This is a genomic window from Streptomyces sp. SYSU D01066-1, assembly GCF_054956795.1.
Map to the genome: position 1 here is coordinate 18,538 of NZ_JBUDHV010000043.1, position 18,851 is coordinate 37,388.

General features: G+C 71.6%; 14 protein-coding genes and 4 tRNA genes. 9 read left to right on the forward strand and 9 right to left on the reverse strand.

Features of this window, described 5'->3' with window-relative positions; translation table 11 throughout:
* The first annotated feature begins 23 nt into the window (after window positions 1–23).
* The 4 genes from ACY1JF_RS28105 to purM all read left to right on the forward strand — a co-directional run bounded on the left by ACY1JF_RS28105 (window position 24) and on the right by purM (window position 4,366).
* The gene (locus ACY1JF_RS28105) at window positions 24–824 is read left to right on the forward strand and encodes a maleylpyruvate isomerase family mycothiol-dependent enzyme (protein WP_462708070.1); all 801 of its coding nucleotides are present in this window, start codon (window positions 24–26) and stop codon (window positions 822–824) included.
* 36 nt (window positions 825–860) lie between these two features.
* A complete protein-coding gene (locus ACY1JF_RS28110) occupies window positions 861–1,655 on the forward strand; it encodes an META domain-containing protein (protein ID WP_462708071.1) in 795 nt (264 codons plus the stop codon).
* 62 nt (window positions 1,656–1,717) lie between these two features.
* Window positions 1,718–3,244, forward strand: coding sequence for an amidophosphoribosyltransferase (gene purF, locus ACY1JF_RS28115; RefSeq protein WP_462708072.1), 1,527 nt, complete (start codon window positions 1,718–1,720; stop codon window positions 3,242–3,244).
* Between the two features lie 54 nt (window positions 3,245–3,298).
* Window positions 3,299–4,366 (forward strand): phosphoribosylformylglycinamidine cyclo-ligase, encoded by a 1,068-nt coding sequence (gene purM / locus ACY1JF_RS28120; protein ID WP_462708073.1) that lies wholly within the window; start codon window positions 3,299–3,301, stop codon window positions 4,364–4,366.
* Window positions 4,367–4,455: 89 nt separating this feature from the next.
* Here the strand turns inward: purM and ACY1JF_RS28125 are convergent, their stop codons facing one another.
* Both ACY1JF_RS28125 and ACY1JF_RS28130 read right to left on the reverse strand, forming a co-directional pair.
* On the reverse strand, window positions 4,456–4,713 hold the full coding sequence (locus ACY1JF_RS28125) for a DUF3073 domain-containing protein (protein ID WP_462708074.1): 258 nt from the start codon (window positions 4,711–4,713) through the stop codon (window positions 4,456–4,458).
* A 298-nt stretch (window positions 4,714–5,011) separates the two neighbouring features.
* Window positions 5,012–6,106 (reverse strand): Leu/Phe/Val dehydrogenase, encoded by a 1,095-nt coding sequence (locus ACY1JF_RS28130; RefSeq protein ID WP_462708075.1) that lies wholly within the window; start codon window positions 6,104–6,106, stop codon window positions 5,012–5,014.
* 216 nt (window positions 6,107–6,322) lie between these two features.
* On the opposite strand from ACY1JF_RS28130, the gene ACY1JF_RS28135 reads away from it, so the two are divergent.
* The gene (locus ACY1JF_RS28135; RefSeq protein WP_462708076.1) at window positions 6,323–7,174 is read left to right on the forward strand and encodes a hypothetical protein; all 852 of its coding nucleotides are present in this window, start codon (window positions 6,323–6,325) and stop codon (window positions 7,172–7,174) included.
* A 534-nt stretch (window positions 7,175–7,708) separates the two neighbouring features.
* Window positions 7,709–7,915, forward strand: coding sequence for a developmental transcriptional regulator BldC (bldC, locus tag ACY1JF_RS28140; protein WP_003949541.1), 207 nt, complete (start codon window positions 7,709–7,711; stop codon window positions 7,913–7,915).
* A gap of 444 nt (window positions 7,916–8,359) precedes the next feature.
* On the opposite strand, the gene ACY1JF_RS28145 is transcribed toward bldC, so the two are convergent.
* The 7 genes from ACY1JF_RS28145 to ACY1JF_RS28175 form a co-directional block, all read right to left on the reverse strand.
* Window positions 8,360–8,560: a DUF6274 family protein gene (locus ACY1JF_RS28145; protein WP_462708077.1), complete on the reverse strand. Its 201-nt coding sequence runs from the start codon at window positions 8,558–8,560 to the stop codon at window positions 8,360–8,362.
* A gap of 209 nt (window positions 8,561–8,769) precedes the next feature.
* A tRNA-Asp gene (locus tag ACY1JF_RS28150) sits at window positions 8,770–8,844 on the reverse strand.
* A gap of 103 nt (window positions 8,845–8,947) precedes the next feature.
* Window positions 8,948–12,892 carry an ATP-dependent RNA helicase HrpA gene (gene hrpA / locus ACY1JF_RS28155; protein ID WP_462708078.1) on the reverse strand — a complete coding sequence of 1,315 codons (3,945 nt, stop codon included), beginning with the start codon at window positions 12,890–12,892 and terminating at the stop codon, window positions 8,948–8,950.
* Window positions 12,893–13,310: 418 nt separating this feature from the next.
* Window positions 13,311–13,384 (reverse strand) — tRNA-Phe (locus ACY1JF_RS28160).
* Between the two features lie 30 nt (window positions 13,385–13,414).
* A tRNA-Asp gene (locus tag ACY1JF_RS28165) sits at window positions 13,415–13,489 on the reverse strand.
* A 36-nt stretch (window positions 13,490–13,525) separates the two neighbouring features.
* Window positions 13,526–13,598: transfer RNA gene (locus tag ACY1JF_RS28170), tRNA-Glu, on the reverse strand.
* A gap of 80 nt (window positions 13,599–13,678) precedes the next feature.
* Window positions 13,679–15,253, reverse strand: a complete 1,575-nt coding sequence (locus ACY1JF_RS28175) for a metallophosphoesterase family protein (RefSeq protein WP_462708079.1) — start codon at window positions 15,251–15,253, stop codon at window positions 13,679–13,681.
* Window positions 15,254–15,350: 97 nt separating this feature from the next.
* Here ACY1JF_RS28175 and ACY1JF_RS28180 point away from each other — a divergent pair, with 97 nt between their 5' ends.
* The 3 genes from ACY1JF_RS28180 to ACY1JF_RS28190 form a co-directional block, all read left to right on the forward strand.
* Complete coding sequence (locus tag ACY1JF_RS28180) at window positions 15,351–15,701, forward strand: metallopeptidase family protein (RefSeq protein WP_189862997.1); 351 nt, start codon at window positions 15,351–15,353, stop codon at window positions 15,699–15,701.
* Window positions 15,702–15,947: 246 nt separating this feature from the next.
* Window positions 15,948–16,508 (forward strand): hypothetical protein, encoded by a 561-nt coding sequence (locus ACY1JF_RS28185; protein WP_462708080.1) that lies wholly within the window; start codon window positions 15,948–15,950, stop codon window positions 16,506–16,508.
* Window positions 16,509–16,760: 252 nt separating this feature from the next.
* Window positions 16,761–18,851, forward strand: a 2,091-nt coding sequence (locus ACY1JF_RS28190) for a DEAD/DEAH box helicase (RefSeq protein ID WP_462708081.1), incomplete at its 3' end; no start/stop codon positions are given.

Consider the following 18,851-nt stretch of genomic DNA (forward strand, 5'->3'; position numbering starts at 1 on the left):
CCGGCGCGCATAGGCTCACCCCCATGCCGACGCCCCCCAGGAAACGCCCCCGCTCCTACGACCCCGTCAAGACCCGCGACGCCGTCCTCGCCCAGCTGGGCAACGTACGGGAAGCCGTCCGCACCCTCACCCCCGAGCAGCTCGCCCTGCCGACCCGGCTCGGGGAGTGGACCGTACGGGAACTGGTCGCGCACATCGGCATGGCGCTCACCGCCGTGCACCGCGCCCTGGACCGCCCGGCCCCGCCCCGGCAGGACGTCCAGGTGACCCAGTGGGCGTTCGTCACCGGCGGCGACGCGGCCGCGATCGCCGACTTCACCCGGAAGCTCGCCGCCGACCACCCCGACCTCGACGCCTACCTCGCCGGCGTCGAAGGCAGCCTGCGCGCCCGGCTCGGCGAGCACCCCGGCGACCGGCTCCTCAAGACCAACGCGGGCGCCCTGCCGCTCGACGACTACCTGGTCACCCGCACCGTCGAACTGGCCGTCCACACCGACGACCTCAACGCCGCCGTGCCCGGCCTCGACGTCCCCCACGACCGGCGGGCCCTGGCCGCCGCCACCCGGCTGCTGGCCGACGCGCTCGCCCTGAAGGCGCCCGGCGGCGCCACCGAGGTGCGCGTCCCGCCGTACGCCGTCGTGCAGTGCGTCGAGGGCCCCCGGCACACCCGGGGCACCCCGCCCAACGTCGTCGAGACCGGCCCGCTCACCTGGCTCCGGCTCGCCACCGGACGGCTGACCTGGGCGAAGGCGCTCGCGGACGCCCAGGTCAGCGCCAGCGGGGAGCGGGCCGACCTCGGCGGTCTGCTGCCGCTCCTCAGCTGACGGGAACCGGTTCCTCCGTACGCCCGTCGAATCGGCATGTACAGGCAGAAACGTACGATCATGACGGTGGCCGTCGCCGCGCTCGTCCCGCTCGCGGCGGCCTGCGGCAGCGAACGGACGGACGGCGACGGTGGCAGCGGCTCGGCGGGCGGTGCCGCCCGGTCCGTGACCGGCGTGCACTGGAGCGTCGACAGCCTCACCGCCGACGGCGAGGAACACCCGGTCCCCGACGGCGCCCACCTGACCATCACCGCCGACGGCACGGCGGAGGGCAGCTACGGCTGTAACGGCTTCCACGCCGAGGCGTCCGTCGACGGCGACCGGATCCGGCTCAGCGACGCCCGGTCGACCGAGATCGCCTGCGTGGACCGGTCCGCGGAGCTGGAGAAGTCCCTCGCCCGCGCCCTCACCGCCGGCCCCCTCACCACCGAGGTCGACGGCGACCGGCTGACCCTCACCACCGCCGACGGCGACACCGTCCGGCTCACCGAGGAGGAGGACGCCGCGCTGTACGGCACCACCTGGAAGGTCACCGACCCCGACACGGACGGCCGCGCGCAGCTCACCTTCGACCGGTCCGCCAGGGACGCCCCCACCGTCACCGGCAGCCTCGGCTGCAACCGCCTCTGGGCGCGGGCCACGGTCCGCGACGGGCATATCACCGTGGGAGCGCCCACGACCACCCGAATGATGTGCGAAGACTCACTCATGGACGCCGAGAAGCGCCTGACGCGCTTCCTCGGCCGACGGATCGACTATCGCGTCGATCCGCAGACCCTCACGCTGACCAGCGCAAACGGCACGACCGTCCGGGCCGTCGCCGACCGGTGAACCGGTGCGCCCGCCGCATCCCCCATTCGGATCAGCCGCCGGCCTCCCCTACACTCGGAGACGTGCCACGTGGTGACGGTCGACTCAATCACGATCTGCTTCCCGGCGAGAAGGGCCCCCAGGACGCATGCGGCGTCTTCGGTGTCTGGGCTCCGGGCGAAGAGGTCGCAAAGCTCACGTACTTCGGGCTCTACGCCCTCCAGCATCGGGGTCAGGAATCCGCGGGAATCGCGGTCAGCAACGGCTCCCAGATCCTCGTCTTCAAGGACATGGGCCTGGTCTCCCAGGTCTTCGACGAGACCTCGCTCGGTTCGCTCCAGGGTCACATCGCGGTCGGACACGCCCGCTACTCGACCACCGGCGCCTCCGTGTGGGAGAACGCCCAGCCGACGTTCCGGGCCACCGCCCACGGTTCGATCGCGCTCGGCCACAACGGCAACCTCGTCAACACCGCCCAGCTCGCCGAGATGGTCGCCGACCTGCCCAAGCAGGAGGGCCGCACCCCGCGCGTCGCGGCGACCAACGACACCGACCTGCTCACCGCGCTCCTCGCGGCCCAGGTCGACGAGGACGGCAAGCCCCTGACCATCGAGGAGGCCGCGCACGCGATCCTCCCCCAGGTCCGCGGCGCCTTCTCCCTCGTCTTCATGGACGAGCACACCCTCTACGCCGCCCGTGACCCGCAGGGCATCCGCCCGCTGGTCCTCGGCCGCCTGGAGCGCGGCTGGGTCGTCGCCTCCGAGTCCGCCGCCCTGGACATCTGCGGCGCCTCCTACGTCCGCGAGATCGAGCCGGGCGAGTTCGTCGCCATCGACGAGAAGGGCCTGCGCTCCTCGCGATTCGCGGAAGCGAAGCCCAAGGGCTGTGTCTTCGAGTACGTCTACCTGGCCCGCCCGGACACCGACATCGCCGGCCGGAACGTGTACCTCTCCCGCGTGGAGATGGGCCGCAGGCTGGCGAAGGAAGCCCCGGCCGACGCCGACCTGGTCATAGCGACCCCGGAATCCGGCACCCCGGCCGCGATCGGCTACGCCGAGGCCTCCGGCATCCCCTTCGGCGCCGGACTGGTGAAGAACGCCTACGTCGGCCGCACCTTCATCCAGCCCTCCCAGACCATCCGCCAGCTCGGCATCCGCCTGAAGCTGAACCCCCTGAAGGAAGTCATCAAGGGCAAGCGGCTGGTCGTCGTCGACGACTCCATCGTCCGCGGCAACACCCAGCGGGCCCTGGTCCGCATGTTGCGCGAGGCCGGCGCCGCCGAGGTCCACGTGCGGATCTCCTCCCCGCCGGTGAAGTGGCCCTGCTTCTTCGGCATCGACTTCGCCACCCGTGCCGAGCTGATCGCCAACGGCATGACCATCGAGGAAATCGGCACCTCCATGGGCGCCGACTCCCTGGCGTACATCTCCATCGACGGCATGATCGAGGCGACCACCATCGCCAAGCCGAACCTGTGCCGCGCCTGCTTCGACGGCGAGTACCCGATGGAGCTTCCCGACCCCGAGCTGCTCGGCAAGCAGCTCCTGGAGACCGAGCTGGCCGCCGGGCCCGCCGGTACGGCCGCCACCGACGCCATCCGTCGCCCGTAGCCGTCCGTCCGCACTCCCTGCCGTACGACACAAAGGTCAGAGGTTCTCATCGTCATGTCTGACACAACCGGTGCCAGCTACGCGGCCGCGGGCGTAGACATCGAGGCGGGCGACCGCGCCGTCGAACTCATGAAGGAGTGGGTGAGGAAGACGCGGCGCCCCGAGGTCCTCGGCGGCCTCGGCGGTTTCGCCGGCCTCTTCGACGCCTCCGCCCTCAAGAAGTACGAGCGCCCCCTGCTCGCCTCCGCCACCGACGGCGTCGGCACCAAGGTCGACATCGCCCGGCAGCTGGGCGTCTACGACACCATCGGCCACGACCTGGTCGCCATGGTCATGGACGACATCGTGGTCTGCGGCGCCGAGCCGCTGTTCATGACCGACTACATCTGCGTCGGCAAGGTCCACCCCGAGCGGGTCGCCGCGATCGTCAAGGGCATCGCCGAGGGCTGTGTGCTGGCCGGCTGCGCCCTGGTCGGCGGCGAGACCGCCGAACACCCCGGCCTGCTGGGCGCGGACGACTTCGACGTCGCCGGCGCCGGTACGGGCGTGGTGGAGGCCGACCGGCTGCTCGGCCCGGACCGGATCCGCACGGGTGACGCGGTCATCGCCCTCGCGGCCTCCGGACTTCACTCGAACGGGTACTCCCTCGTCCGGCACGTCCTGCTGAACGAGGCCGGTCTGTCCCTCGACGCGCACCACGAGGACCTCGGCCGCACCCTCGGCGAGGAACTCCTGGAGCCGACCAGGATCTACTCGCTGGACTGCCTGGCCCTCACCCGCACCACCGAGGTGCACGCCTTCAGCCACATCACCGGCGGCGGACTCGCCGCCAACCTGGCCCGGGTGATCCCCGACGGCCTGCACGCCACCGTCGACCGCGCCACCTGGACCCCGGCCCCGATCTTCGGCCTGGTCGGCCGGACCGGCCGGGTCGAGCGCCTGGAGCTGGAGAAGACGCTGAACATGGGCGTCGGCATGATGGCGGTCGTGCCCCAGGAGTCCGTGGACGTGGCCCTGGCGACCCTGGCCGACCGCGGCGTGGCCGCCTGGGTGGCCGGCGAGATCACCGAGCGCGGCGACCACGACGGCGGCGCCGCCCTGGTCGGCGACTACGCCGGCTGACGGCGGCCCCGGGCCCCGGGACCGTACGGACAGCACAGAAGCCGGTCGGTGACACAGGTCACCGACCGGGCAAATGTTTCAGTACAAGGTCAAGCGCCGCGACGCTGCGGTGAGGACTGTCCGTCCTCGTCTCCCTCGTCGTCGTCCTCATAGAGGTCGGCGTACCGGGAGTACAGATCGTCGTCGTCCTGCTCATCGTCCTCGAACCGCTCGCCGTTAGGCGGTTGCGGACTCGACGTCGATGCGCCCAGCTCCTCGGCCAGGCGTGAGAGATCAGTCCCACCGCTGTTGTACTTCAGCTGGCGGGCGACCTTCGTCTGCTTGGCCTTGGCCCGGCCGCGCCCCATGGCTCGACCCCCTCAACGACGGGGCTCGACGGCCCCAGAGTCTTGACACGCGTTCATGGTCCGGAACGGGCTCTCCGCGGAGAGACCGGTCCGTAGGGCTTCCACGGTACCTGAGCCCACGCCCATACGGTACGTCGCCCGCAGGACGTGCCCATGCCCGCCACCGTCGAGGCGCCCCGTCCTCGCTGGTCAACCGCGATTTTAACCACTTCTGCGCGGTCGACCCGCCGGACGGGGTGAGAGTTCTCTCCACCTGCCCCCCGGCGGGTACCGCCGGGCCCCCGTGGGGCCCGCCCGGTCAGCCCCGGCCGCGGGCCCCGGCCATCCGCCGCTCGGCGATCCGGTCGGCCGCGGCGGCCGGCGGAATCCCGTCCTCCTTCGCACGTGCGAATATGGCGAGCGTGGTCTCGTAGATCCCCGCGGCCTTCGCCTCGCACCGGTCGAAGTCGAAGCCGTGCAGCTCGTCGGCGACCTGGATGACCCCGCCGGCGTTCACCACGTAGTCCGGCGCGTAGAGGATGCCGCGGTCCGCGAGGTCCTTCTCCACGCCCGGGTGGGCGAGCTGGTTGTTGGCGGCCCCGCAGACCGCTTTGGCGGTGAGCACCGGCACGGACGCGTCGCTCAGCGCGCCGCCGAGCGCGCAGGGGGCGTAGATGTCCAGGCCCTCGGTCCGGATCAGCGCGTCGGTGTCGGCGGCCACGCGGACCGAGGGGTGCTCGTCGGTGACCCGCGCCACGGCCTCCTGCCGCACGTCCGTGATCACGACCCGGGCGCCCTCGGCCAGCAGGTGGCCGACCAGGTGGCGGCCCACCTTGCCGACCCCCGCGACGCCGACCGTCCGGTCGCGCAGCGTGGGGTCGCCCCACAGGTGCTGGGCCGAGGCCCGCATGCCCTGGTAGACGCCGAAGGCGGTGAGGACGGAGGAGTCGCCGGCGCCGCCGTGCTCGGGGGAGCGCCCGGTCGTCCAGCGGCACTCGCGCGCGACGACGTCCATGTCCGCGACGTACGTGCCGACGTCGCAGGCGGTGACGTAGCGCCCGCCGAGCGAGGCCACGAACCGGCCGTAGGCGAGCAGCAGCTCCTCGCTCTTGATCCGCTCCGGGTCCCCGATGATCACGGCCTTGCCGCCGCCGTGGTCGAGCCCCGCCATGGCGTTCTTGTACGACATGCCGCGGGCGAGGTTCAGCGCGTCGGCGACCGCCTCCGCCTCGGTCGCGTACGGGTGGAAGCGGGTGCCGCCGAGCGCGGGGCCCAGGGCGGTGGAGTGGATGGCGATGACGGCCTTGAGACCGGTGGCGCGGTCCTGGCAGAGCACGACTTGCTCATGACCCCCCTGGTCCGAGCGGAACAGGGTGTGCAGTACATCAGCAGGCGCGCCGGTCACATCGGTCACGGTGGTGACTCCCGAGGAAGTAGCGGCTGGTGGAGGCGGTCCCGTACGGGTGGCGGGACTGTGGCACGAGACTAGGGCCTGGCACGGCCCGTCCGCGGCACAGGGCCGGGGATCACCTCCGCTCGGAGCAGGGCCGCGGGACGACGCGCCGGGGATCGCGCGCGGGTGCCGGGGCCCGGCAGGTTTTCCCGGCGGTGCGCGGGGGAGGGAGCAGGCGTGCCCAAGGTGTCCTCGCTGATCGTCCCGTACGCCGCGTACTTGCGCGTGTACGAGCCGCTGGCGGCCTTCCCCGAGCCGGAGCGCGGCCACTGGACGCGCTACGCCCGCCGGACCGACCTGCCCTCGTACCAGGACGAGCTGCGCCGCTGCCTGGCCGACCTGCTGCCCACCCCGCCGGTGCCGGTGGCGGTGCACGAGAGCGCCGACGCGTTCGTGCTGGAGTCCGACGGCGTGGTCTGCGTCTGCCCCTGGCGCACCCGGCTGCGCGGCTGGCGGGCGCTGGAGGAACTGTCCGAGGACTTCCCGGAGCCGGTCCTGGACGCCCTGCTCCCCCCGGTCCTGCGCCGTCAGGCGGCCCAGGACTACGACCGCTGGCTGGAGGACAACCCGGACGCCCGCCCCTGGATCCGCACGGCGACCTGGCAGGTGCCGATCAACTGGTTCGTCCTCGTCGCCGACGAGGAGCGGGAGTACGACAAGGGCGGCGGCGACCCGCGTGAGGCGGCGCCGGTGCTGCGCTACCGCACGCCGATGGCGCAGGCCCGGCGCCGCCTGGCGCGGGGGCTGCGGGCGCTGCGGGAGGCCATGGACGAGGGGCCGCTGATCGACGGCCTGGTGGACGTGGGGCGCTGGCTGGAGGAGTTCCACCCGCGTTCCGTGGTGGAGCTGGACTACGGGGGGCTGGTGCACACCGTCCCGGCCGACGCGCTGGCGGACGACCACTCGGCGGCGGACGTGGCCGAGGGCATCGACGCCCTGCGGCACGGTGACGGGGCGGCGGCGGGAGCGGCGTACGGGCGGCTCGTGGAGCGGTGGCGGGCGGTCCGTGACCGGCGGTCGGCGAACTGACGTTTGACGTGACGCCCGTTTTGGGGTTTCGTCACTCACTCCGGGTGATCCCCGGTTCTTCCTGATGCCATCTCGGTGTGGGACGTAATTCCTGATCCGGGCGTATGACTCAAGCGTGATGGAACGCACGTACCCCCGCTCTTGCGTCGCTTGCCCCTCCTCGTGCCAAAATAGGACAAGGAGCCCGGGGAGGGCTCCTTCCGTCCTGCCGTGTTGCACTGTGGGCGGATTCTCGGCAATGCGTGCTTCGGGGGGTCTGACGACTCCTGATCGCCAGTGTGACTGATCGTCACACTGGCGTGACTGTCCGCTATGGCATGGTCCATCGGCTTCCGTCGCTGATGAACACCTGGGAGGGCAATTCCATCGGTTTGGCCGACGCGGCTGGACAGATGGTGTAGTTGTAGTGCCGAGGACAAGCCGTTCGTCCTATAACCGACTCGACTCGCGTCCGCCATTTCGGGCAACGCGGGTCAAGGTGCAGAATTTAGAGGAAAGAACCGAGAAGGTTCGGTTCTCCCGAGGAGGCCGCTCATGACCGCTCGCACCCCTGATGCCGAGCCGCTGCTGACCCCCGCCGAGGTCGCCACGATGTTCCGCGTCGACCCGAAGACGGTCACGCGCTGGGCCAAGGCCGGCAAGCTCACGTCGATCCGCACGCTCGGCGGGCACCGTCGTTACCGCGAGGCCGAGGTGCGCGCACTGCTCGCGGGCATCCCGCAGCAGCGCAGCGAGGCCTGAACAACCGCATAACCGGGCGAAAAGGCTGGTCCCCCAACCGGCCGCGGCGCCCGGACCGACAGCTCCACCCGGCGCGGGTACCTGCCCCAACAGGCCCCACGCCGCTCGCGTCATCGATCGCGCTGGACTCCGCCGGGTCCAGCGCGATCTTTTTTGTGCCTGATGGCGGGCGGGGCGGAGGGCTGCGGGGGGTTCTGTGAGCGGCCTTGTCGGAGTCTGGGCGGGGCTGTCGGGCCGCCTGTGAAGGTCTCCTCAGGTCGGTACAATTGCACATATAAAATTGACCGGTTGTAGGAGGGGTGTAAGCGTCACCGTTTCAGAAATGAGTACAGTGACACCCGTCACACGCGGGGCGGCTTGTTGGCGGTGACATGTGTGCGTTAGAGGAAGGGCGGATTCCCATCGGCCCCCGGGCGTACGGGTGTTGGCGCCGGCGGCCGGTTCTCACGCGCCGGGAGCACGAGCGCCCTGCGTGCCCTCCGTGCCCTTCTGACGGTCTGTCGGCGACTGGGCGGCGGAATCCATCGCCAGCCGCAGCAGACGGTGGCAGACCGGGCAGTGGCGGGTCAGATGGCCGTACGACGACGCGGCCGCCAGGTGCGCCCGGAGCAGTGCCCGGGTCTCGTGCCTCACCGATGCCGCCATACGCCACCTCCGGCGGGCCGCACGGGGAAGGGGGCCCTGCTTCCGGAGTACCCAGCGAATGTGACGGCGTCAAGGGCCCGGCCTCCGCCGTGCCGGGATGACGGGCGGCGAAGCGAGGGGAGGCGGGGTGGGGACGGGGTGTGGGGAGGGGAGGCGGGGCGTGGTGGGAAAAAAGAAGACCCGCACCGATCGGTGCGGGTCTCTCACTGCGGTCCTGACGGGATTTGAACCCGCGGCCTCCACCTTGACAGGGTGGCGAGCACTCCAAACTGCTCCACAGGACCAGGTTTTGCTGCGCTTCGCCTGTGCTGCCCGGTGTTGCGCTGCGAGAAGGACTCTACAGGAGGGTGAGCGTCCTGGTCGAACTCACCCTCCGTCAGCGCTCCGTCACGGCGCCGCCGCGTCGATCGCCTTCACGATCCGCTTGTCGGAGACCGGGTACGCCGTGCCCAGCGCGTGCGCGAAGTAGCTGACCCGCAGTTCCTCGATCATCCACCGGATGTCCAGGACCGCCTGCGGAACGGGCCGTCCCCGCGGCAGCTGCTCCAGCAGCCACGCGTACTCGTCCCGCATCTCGTGGACCTTCTCCATCCGGGCCGTGTCCCGCTGCGCGCCCGTCGGCATCTGCTGGAGGCGCCGGTCCACCGCGATCAGGTACCGCATCAGGTCCGGCAGCCGCCGGATGCCCGCCTCCGTCACGAAACCGGGCTTCACCAGGGCGTCCAGCTGCCCCCGCACGTCCTGGAGGTTGGCCAGCAGCGCGGGGCTGCGTACGGCCTTCAGGCGGCGTTCGGCGGCCTGCCAGGCGGCGAGGACCTGCTGCACCTGCCCGACCGTGCGGACGGTCGTGTCGACGATCCCGGCGCGGACCTTGTCGTACAGCTTCCGGTAGGACTCCTCGTCCCAGGCCGGTCCGCCGGAGTCGGCCATCAGCTTGTCGGCGGCGGCCATCGCGCAGTCGTCGAACAGGGCCTGGATCGAACCGTGCGGGTTCGCCGACAGCCCCAGCTTCTGCTGGTTGGTGAGCTTTTCGGATGCGAACTTCGCGGGGTTGACCGGGATGTTGCGCAGGATCAGCCGCCGGGTGCCCTTCCACATCGCCTGCGCCTGCTCGGCCTCGGTGTCGAAGAGCCGGACGGAGACGGTGTCCCCGTCGTCGACCAGCGCGGGGTACGCCTTGACCGGCTGCCCGGCGCGGCGGGTCTCGAAGACGCGGGTGAGCGTGCCGATCGTCCAGTCGGTCAGGCCGGCGCGCTCCAGGGACTCGCCGCCCTGCCGCTCGGCCGTGGCGGCGGCGGCCTGCGAGAGGGCCTTGCGCGCCTTGGGCTTGAGCTGGACCCGCAGGGACTCCAGGTCCTTGGCCTCGGCCAGCTTGCGGCGCCGTTCGTCGACGATCCGGAAGGTGATCTTCAGGTGGTCGGGGACCTTGTCCCAGTCGAAGTCCTCCGGCTCGAAGGGCACTCCGACCATCCGCTTCAGCTCGCGCGCCATGGTCGTGGTCAGCGGCTCCTGCAGCGGCACCGCCCGCTCCAGGAACTTCTGGGCGTAGTCCGGGGCCGGCACGTAGTTGCGGCGGATCGGCTTGGGCAGGGACCGGATCAGCTCGGTGACGACCTGCCCCCGCAGGCCCGGGATCTGCCAGTCGAAGCCCTCGTCGGTGACCTGGTTGAGGACCTGGAGCGGGATGTGCACGGTCACGCCGTCCGCGTCCGCCCCCGGTTCGAACTGGTACGTCACCCGGAACTTCAGCGGCCCCTGCCGCCAGGAGTCCGGATAGTCGTCCTTGGTGACCGCGCCGGCCTTCTCGTTGATGAGCATCTCGCGCTCGAAGTCGAGGAAGTCGGGCTGCTCGCGGTGCTTGCGCTTCCACCAGGAGTCGAAGTGCGCGCCGGAGACGACGTGTTCGGGCACCCGCTGGTCGTAGAAGTCGAAGAGGGTCTCGTCGTCGACGAGGATGTCCCGGCGCCGGGCGCGGTGCTCCAGCTCCTCGACCTCGGTCAGCAGCTTGCGGTTGTCGGCGAAGAACTTGTGGTGCGTGCGCCAGTCGCCCTCGACCAGCGCGTTGCGGATGAACAGCTCGCGGCTGACCTCGGGGTCGATCCGGCCGTAGTTCACCTTCCGCTGGGCGACGATCGGCACGCCGTACAGCGTGACCTTCTCGTACGCCATCACGGCCGCCTGGTCCTTCTCCCAGTGCGGCTCGCTGTACGTCCGCTTCAGCAGGTGCCCGGCGAGCGGCTCGACCCACTCGGGCTCGATCCTGGCGTTGACGCGGGCCCAGAGGCGGCTGGTCTCCACCAGTTCGGCCGACATCACGAAGCGGGGCGGCTTCTTGAACAGCGCCGAGCCGGGGAAGATCGCGAACTTGGCGCCGCGGGCGCCCAGGTACTCGTTCTTCGCGCCGTCCTTGACGTCCTTCATGCCGACGTGGGAGAGCAGGCCCGCGAGGAGGGACTGGTGCACGAGGTCGCCGGGGGCGTCGTCCTCGTTGAGGTGGATGCCCATCTGCTTGGCGACCGTACGCAACTGCGTGTAGATGTCCTGCCACTCGCGGATGCGCAGGAAGTTGAGGTACTCCTGCTTGCACATCCGGCGGAAGGACGACGAGCCGCGCTCCTTCTGCTGCTCGCGCAGATAGCGCCAGAGGTTGAGGAACGCCAGGAAGTCGCTGGTCTCGTCCTTGAAGCGGGCGTGCTGCTGGTCGGCCTGGGCCTGCTTGTCGGCGGGGCGTTCGCGCGGGTCCTGGATGGAGAGCGCGGCGGCTATGACCATGACCTCGCGGGCGCAGCCGTTCTTGTCCGCCTCCAGCACCATGCGGGCCAGCCGCGGGTCGACGGGGAGCTGCGCCAGCTTGCGCCCGGTCTCCGTGAGCCGCTTGCGCGGGTCCTTCTGCGCCGGGTCGAGCGCGCCCAGCTCCTGCAGGAGCTGCACGCCGTCGCGGATGTTGCGGTGGTCCGGCGGGTCGATGAAGGGAAACTTCTCGATGTCGCCGAGGCCCGCCGCGGTCATCTGGAGGATGACGGAGGCGAGGTTGGTACGGAGGATCTCGGCGTCGGTGAACTCCGGCCGGGCGAGGAAGTCGTCCTCGGAGTACAGCCGGATGCAGATGCCGTCGGAGGTACGGCCGCAGCGGCCCTTGCGCTGGTTGGCGCTGGCCTGCGAGATCGCCTCGATCGGCAGCCGCTGGACCTTGGTGCGGTGGCTGTAGCGGGAGATGCGGGCGAAGCCGGGGTCGATGACGTACTTGATGCCGGGGACGGTCAGCGACGTCTCGGCGACGTTGGTGGCCAGCACGATCCGGCGGCCGGTGTGCTGCTGGAAGACGCGGTGCTGCTCGGCGTGGGAGAGGCGGGCGTAGAGGGGGAGTACTTCCGTGAACCGGTACTTCTTCTTCTCCAGCGCGTCCGCGGTGTCCCGGATCTCCCGCTCCCCGGAGAGGAAGACGAGGATGTCGCCCTTGCCCTCCGCCATCAGCTCCTCGACGGCGTCGGTGATCGCCGTGATCTGGTCCCGGTCGGCGTCCTCGGAGTCCTCCTCCAGGAGCGGCCGGTAGCGCACCTCCACCGGGTACGTCCGCCCGCTGACCTCGATGATCGGGGCGTCGCCGAAGTGCCGGGAGAAGCGCTCGGGGTCGATGGTCGCCGAGGTGATGACGACCTTCAGGTCGGGGCGCCGGGGCAGCAGCTGGGCCAGGTACCCCAGCAGGAAGTCGATGTTCAGGGACCGTTCGTGGGCCTCGTCGATGATGATCGTGTCGTAGGCGCGCAGCTCGCGGTCGGTCTGGATCTCGGCGAGCAGGATGCCGTCCGTCATCAGCTTGACGAAGGTGGCGTCCGGGTTCACCTGGTCGGTGAAGCGGACCTTCCAGCCGACGGCCTCGCCGAGCGGCGTGTCCAGCTCGTCGGCGACCCGCTCGGCGACCGTGCGGGCGGCGATCCGGCGGGGCTGGGTGTGCCCGATCATGCCCTTGACCCCGCGCCCCAGGTCGAGGCAGATCTTCGGGATCTGGGTCGTCTTCCCGGACCCGGTCTCACCGGCGACGATGACGACCTGGTGGTCCCGGATGGCGTCCGCGATCTCGTCCCGCTTCTGGCTGACGGGCAGCTGTTCGGGATAGGTGACGGCGGGCACGCGGGAACGGCGCGCGGCGATGCGCTCCTCGGCCCGGTCGACCTCCGCCTCGATCTCGGCGAGGACGGCGGCGCGGGCCTCCGGCTTGCGGATCTTCCGTGCGCCTTCGAGCCTGCGGCCGAGCCGGTGCGCGTCGCGCAGCGACAGTTCGGTCAGACGGGGGGCGAGGGCGCCGAGGGCGGGGGCGGGGTGCGTAGACATACGGAATCCAGGATCTCATCCCGGCGAAAAGAGTGGCGAACGCTTTTCCTCTCACCGTCCCGGTGCCGTCCGGACGGCCCGTTCCGCCGCCCGGCCGGTGACTGCCCGGCCGGCTCCGGCTCCCCGGCGGAGGAGGCGTTCCGGCGTAGTGATCATGGGATGGGTGCGGAAGATCGATGTTTTTATCGATGCTCCTGACGACTTGAGGTCTCCTCGCCGTGGAGCCGTGGAGCCGTGGAGCCGTGGAGCCGTGGAGCCGTGGAGCCTTGGGGCATAGGGCTCCCGCCCGGTACGGGATCGCAGGCAGGCCCGGCACGGGCGTGTGCGGGGCGCCGGGGCCGGCCCTGAGGGCGCACACGGAAGAGCCCCTCTCCCGTAGTGCGAGGAGAGGGGCTCATGCCCTGGTCAGGGGCTGCGGTGGCTGGGGCCGGGGTCGAACCGGCGACCTTCCGCTTTTCAGGCGGACGCTCGTACCAACTGAGCTACCCAGCCGCGAGGTTTCACGTGAAACGTGTACCTCGGCGGTCCTGACGGGATTTGAACCCGCGGCCTCCACCTTGACAGGGTGGCGAGCACTCCAAACTGCTCCACAGGACCAAGCGTGTGTACGACAGTGTCGCACACGATCTTGCGTGCCCCCAACGGGATTCGAACCCGTGCTACCGCCTTGAAAGGGCGGCGTCCTAGGCCGCTAGACGATGAGGGCTATCGGCCCGCCTGGGCGCTTCTCAGCGCGTCGGGGACGTGAGAAGCATATGGGATGGCGGGAGGTATCGCCAAAACGGTTTACGGGGAGGGGGTCGCGCCCGTGGGCGAGCCCGTGGATGAACCCGTTGGTGAGCCCGTGGATGAGCCCGTGGGGGAGGGGGAGGCGCCCGGCTGGTTCTCCTTCGGCAGGTGGCGGCTGACCTCGGCCGTGGTGAGACCCAGCCCGCCGAGCTTGATCTCGTCCCACGCCTGGAGGCGGTGGCTGTCCCGGTCGAAGTAGAGGACCGACGCCTGGATCGGGTCGGGGTGCTCGCCCTCGACCGCGCGCAGGCCGCTGCCGCCGGTCGAGCCCTCGATGCGCAGCCGGGTGCCGTACTCCATGACCTCCATGTCCTCGTGGTGCACGTGTCCCGCCAGGACCAGCGGCACTTCGCCGTCCACCTCGCGGGCGGCGGAGGGCTCGTGGGCGATGGCGATGTCCACCGGGGTGCCCGCCGCGCGCTGGTCGCGCAGGGCCGAGGCCAGCCGGGCGCCGGCCAGCTCCTGGGACGCCTGCGCGCCGGGCCGCGTCGAGCGGTCCGGGGTGAACTGGGGGTCGCCGATGCCCGCGAAGCGCAGCCCGGCCACGGTGCGGGCCCGGCCGTCGTCCAGGACGTGGACGTTCTCCAGGCCCTCCAGATAGCGCTGGGTCTCCATCGAGTCGTGGTTGCCGCGGACCCAGACGTAGGGGGCGCCGAGGTCCTCGATCGGGTCGAGAAAGCCGTTCTCCGCGGCCGTGCCGTGGTCCATCGTGTCGCCGGAGTCGACGATCACGTTCACCTGGTACTGCTCCACCAGCGAGGCGATGATCTTCCAGCTCGCCGGGTTGAGGTGGATGTCCGACACGTGCAGCACGCGGAGCGTGGTCGGGTCCGGCCGGTAGGCGGGGAGGGTGGAGGTGACGTCGTAGAGCTTGGTCACGTTCGTCACCAGGCGGGCCAGTTCCTTCTGGTAGACGTCGAACTCGGTGACGATCGAGCGGGCGTCGCCGACGAGGGACGGCGCGGAGGAGAGCAGGCCGGAGAACTTCGGTTCCAGGACCGAGTCGGGCTTCCAGGTCGCGTACGCCGTGCCGCCGGAGGCCAGCAGCAGGGCGAGGGCGAGGCCGCCGGCGGTCAGGGCGCGGCGGGGGCGGCGGTAGACGGCCAGGCCGAGGGCGGTGGCGCCGGAGACGACGGCCACGCCGGAGCGCACGGCCAGGTCGAGGGTGCCGCGCGCGACGTCGTCGGCCACCTCGTCCTGGAGGCCGGAGAGGCGTTCGGGGTGGTCGACCAGGGCCTGGGCGCGCTCCGGGTCGAGCTGGTCGACGTTGACGTCCAGGCGGACGGGGGCGACGTGGCTGTCGAGTTCCAGGGCGCCCAGCGGCGAGATGTTGATCTTCGTGCCGCCGGTGAGGGAGGGGCGCAGGGTCATCGTCGTGTTCATGGGGCCGACGGGGGTGCGGACGTCGCCGACGACCAGCAGGCCGAGCCAGGCGCCGAACAGCACGACCGCGACCAGGCCCAGGGCGCGGGTCCAGGGGCGCGGGCGCGGCGTCAGCCCGGCGGTGGTGGTTCTCGGGCGGGCGCGGGCGCGGTGGACGGCGTGCAGGACAGCGGTGGGGACGCGGGCCATTGGTCGCGTATGCCCACGTCCCCCGGGGGATATGCGGGCGCCGTACGGCTCCCGCGCGGCTGTGTCGTACGCGACAGCCGTACCGGACAATGGGGCTGTGCTGGAGATGACGCGCGAGGAGTTCGAGGAACTGGTCGCCGAGGCGCTGGACCGGATCCCGCCGGAGCTGACGCGGCTGATGGACAACGTCGCGGTGTTCGTGGAGGACGAGCCGCCGGCGGACGATCCCGAGCTGCTCGGGCTCTACGAGGGGACGCCGCTGACCGAGCGGGGGGAGTGGTACGCGGGGGTGCTGCCGGACCGGATCACGGTCTACCGGGGGCCGACGCTGCGGATGTGCGAGACGCGGGAGGACGTGGTCGCGGAGACCGAGGTGACCGTGGTGCACGAGATCGCGCACCACTTCGGCATCGACGACGCGCGGCTGCACGCTCTCGGGTACGGGTGACGGTCCCCGGCGGGTCCGGTGGGGGCGGGTGATGGTCTCGGGTGGGTGCGGTGATGGTCTCCGGTGGGCGCGGCCGCGGGTGACGATCCCGGACGGGTACAGGTGTGCGGGCTTACGGGCCTGCGGGGGTGTGGACGGGCGGATGTTCGGGTGTGTCGTCCGGTCCGGGCGCGCGGGGCGCGTGTCTTATCGCTCGCGGCGGGAGTTGGGCACGGAGACCCCCTGACACTCCGGAGGTGGCTGCCCGTGCGCCCCTTGTACGTACCCGTCCGTCTGGCGGCCACGGTCGTGGCCGTCGTCGCCGCCGCGGGCTGCATGAGCGTGGGCGGGGACGAGCCGGACGGGAGCGGCAGACCCTCGCCCTCCGTGGGGGAACGGGGCGCCGAGGCACCCGACGGCGGCCCGGCCGCGCCGGGCGGCGGTGCCGGCGCCGGCGCGGCGGGCGACGACCGCCCCGGGCACGGCAAGGGAAAGGGGAAGGGCAAGGGCAAGGGCGGGAAGAAGGGCGGCAAGAAGGGCGAGAAGGGGAAGGGCGAGGACGAGGACGAGGGAGCCCCGGCCGAGCCGGGGGAGTCGGCCGACGGGTCCGCCCCGGCGCGGGACGAGCCGGACCGGCCGACGCCGCCCCGGCCCGCCGACCCGGAGCCCACCCGCACCGCCGAGCCCGAACCGACGCCCCCCGGGGAGCCGCCCGCCACCCCGACGCCGGAACCGACGGTGGCCGAGCCGTCGTCGTCGGCGCACGAGCCGCCGGGGCCGCAGCTGGAGCAGCGGGAACCGGCGCCCCAGGCCGGTGCGCCGGCCTGACCGGGCGGGAGAGCCGGTGCGAACGTGCTGGTCAGAGGGGGGCGCGAGGCTCGGTTTGCCTTCAGGGGGGTGAGGTGCGTATGGTAGTAGATCGTTTGATCCCATTTGCCCGGCGCCAACGCAGAGCGCGCCGTGTGGCGCGTACTCTCTCCCTTGCCGTGGTGGACCGCATTGAGGCGGTCGTATTGCGAATCGCGAATCACGGAGTTGACGGGCGCGTGCCGACGAGACTCCGGAAGGTTTCGCATTCGCATGTCCATCATCAGTACTGATCACGTCGTCGTGCCCGAGAACATCGGGAGCACCGAGGACACCCCCGCCGTCGAGGCCGTCGAGGTCACGGAGACCGTCGAGGCTGTCGAGGTCACGGAGGCCCCCGAGGCCGTCGAGTCCTCCCAGCCCGCCGGGCCCACCTTCGCGGACCTCGGTCTGCCCGAGGGCGTCGTGCGCAAGCTCGCGCAGAACGGCGTGACCACCCCCTTCCCGATCCAGGCCGCGACCATCCCGGACGCCCTGGCCGGCAAGGACATCCTCGGCCGTGGCCGCACCGGCTCCGGCAAGACCCTCTCCTTCGGCCTGCCGACCCTGGCCACGCTGGCCGGCGGACGCACCGAGAAGCACAAGCCGCGGGCCGTCATCCTGACGCCCACCCGTGAGCTGGCCATGCAGGTCGCCGACGCGCTCCAGCCGTACGGCGACGTCCTCGGCCTGAAGATGAAGGTCGTCTGCGGCGGCACCTCCATGGGCAACCAGATCTACGCCCTGGAGCGCGGCGTCGACGTCCTCGTCGCCACCCCGGGCCGGCTGCGGGACATCATCAACCGCGGCGCCTGCTCGCTGGAGAACGTCCGGATCACCGTCCTGGACGAGGCCGACCAGATGTCCGACCTGGGCTTCCTGCCCGAGGTCACCGAACTGCTCGACCAGGTCCCGGCCGGCGGTCAGCGGATGCTCTTCTCCGCCACCATGGAGAACGAGATCAAGACCCTCGTCGACCGGTACCTGAACGACCCGGCCACCCACGAGGTCGACGCGGCGCAGGGCGCGGTGACGACCATGTCGCACCACATCCTGGTCGTGAAGCCCAAGGACAAGGCGCCGGTCACCGCGGCCATCGCCTCCCGCAAGGGCCGCACCATCATCTTCGTCCGCACCCAGCTCGGCGCCGACCGCGTCGCCGAGCAGCTGCGGGACGCCGGGGTGAAGGCCGACGCGCTGCACGGCGGCATGACCCAGGGCGCCCGCACCCGGACGCTGGCCGACTTCAAGGACGGCTACGTCAACGTCCTCGTCGCCACCGACGTCGCCGCGCGCGGCATCCACGTCGACGGCATCGACCTGGTCCTCAACGTGGACCCGGCCGGCGACCACAAGGACTACCTGCACCGGGCCGGCCGTACCGCCCGAGCGGGCCGCACCGGCACGGTCGTCTCCCTCTCCCTTCCCCACCAGCGCCGCCAGATCTTCCGGCTGATGGAGGACGCGGGCGTCGACGCCGAGCGGCACATCATCCAGGGCGGCACGGCGTTCGACCCCGAGGTCGCCGAGATCACCGGCGCCCGTTCGATGACCGAGGTACAGGCCGAGTCGGCCGGTAACGCCGCTCAGCAGGCCGAGCGCGAGGTCGCCCAGCTCACCAAGGAGCTGGAGCGGGCGCAGCGGCGCGCGAACGAGCTGCGCGAGGAGGCGGACCGCCTCGTCGCCCGGGTCGCGCGCGAGCGCGGCGAGGACCCCGCGGCGGCGGTCGCCGAGGCGGCGGCCATGGCCGGGACCGGTGAGCCCGCCGGGACCACCGGGACCGCCGGGATCACGCTGCCGGAGCAGCCGGCGGCGCGGGACGCCGAACGGGCCGACAGTGCCGAGTCCGGCCCGGCGCCCTACGAGCGGCGTGAGCGGCGCGACGACCGCGGTGGTTTCCGGGGCCGTGACGACCGTGGCGGTTTCCGCCGGGACGACCGTGGTGACCGTCGGGACGACCGTGGCGGGCGTTCGTTCGAGCGCCGTGACGACCGTGGCGGTTTCCGCCGTGACGACCGCACCGACCGCCGGGACGGCGACCGCGGCGGTTTCCGCCGGGACGACCGTGGTGGGCGTTCGTTCGAGCGGCGTGACGACCGCGGTGGTTTCCGCCGTGACGACCGCGCCGACCGCACCGACCGCCGGGACGGCGACCGCGGCGGACGCTCCTTCGACCGCCGGGACGGCGACCGTGGCGGTTTCCGCCGCGACGACCGCACCGACCGTCGGGACGACCGTGGTGGGCGTTCGTTCGAGCGGCGTGACGACCGCGGTGGTTTCCGCCGTGACGACCGCGCCGACCGCACCGACCGCCGGGACGGCGAC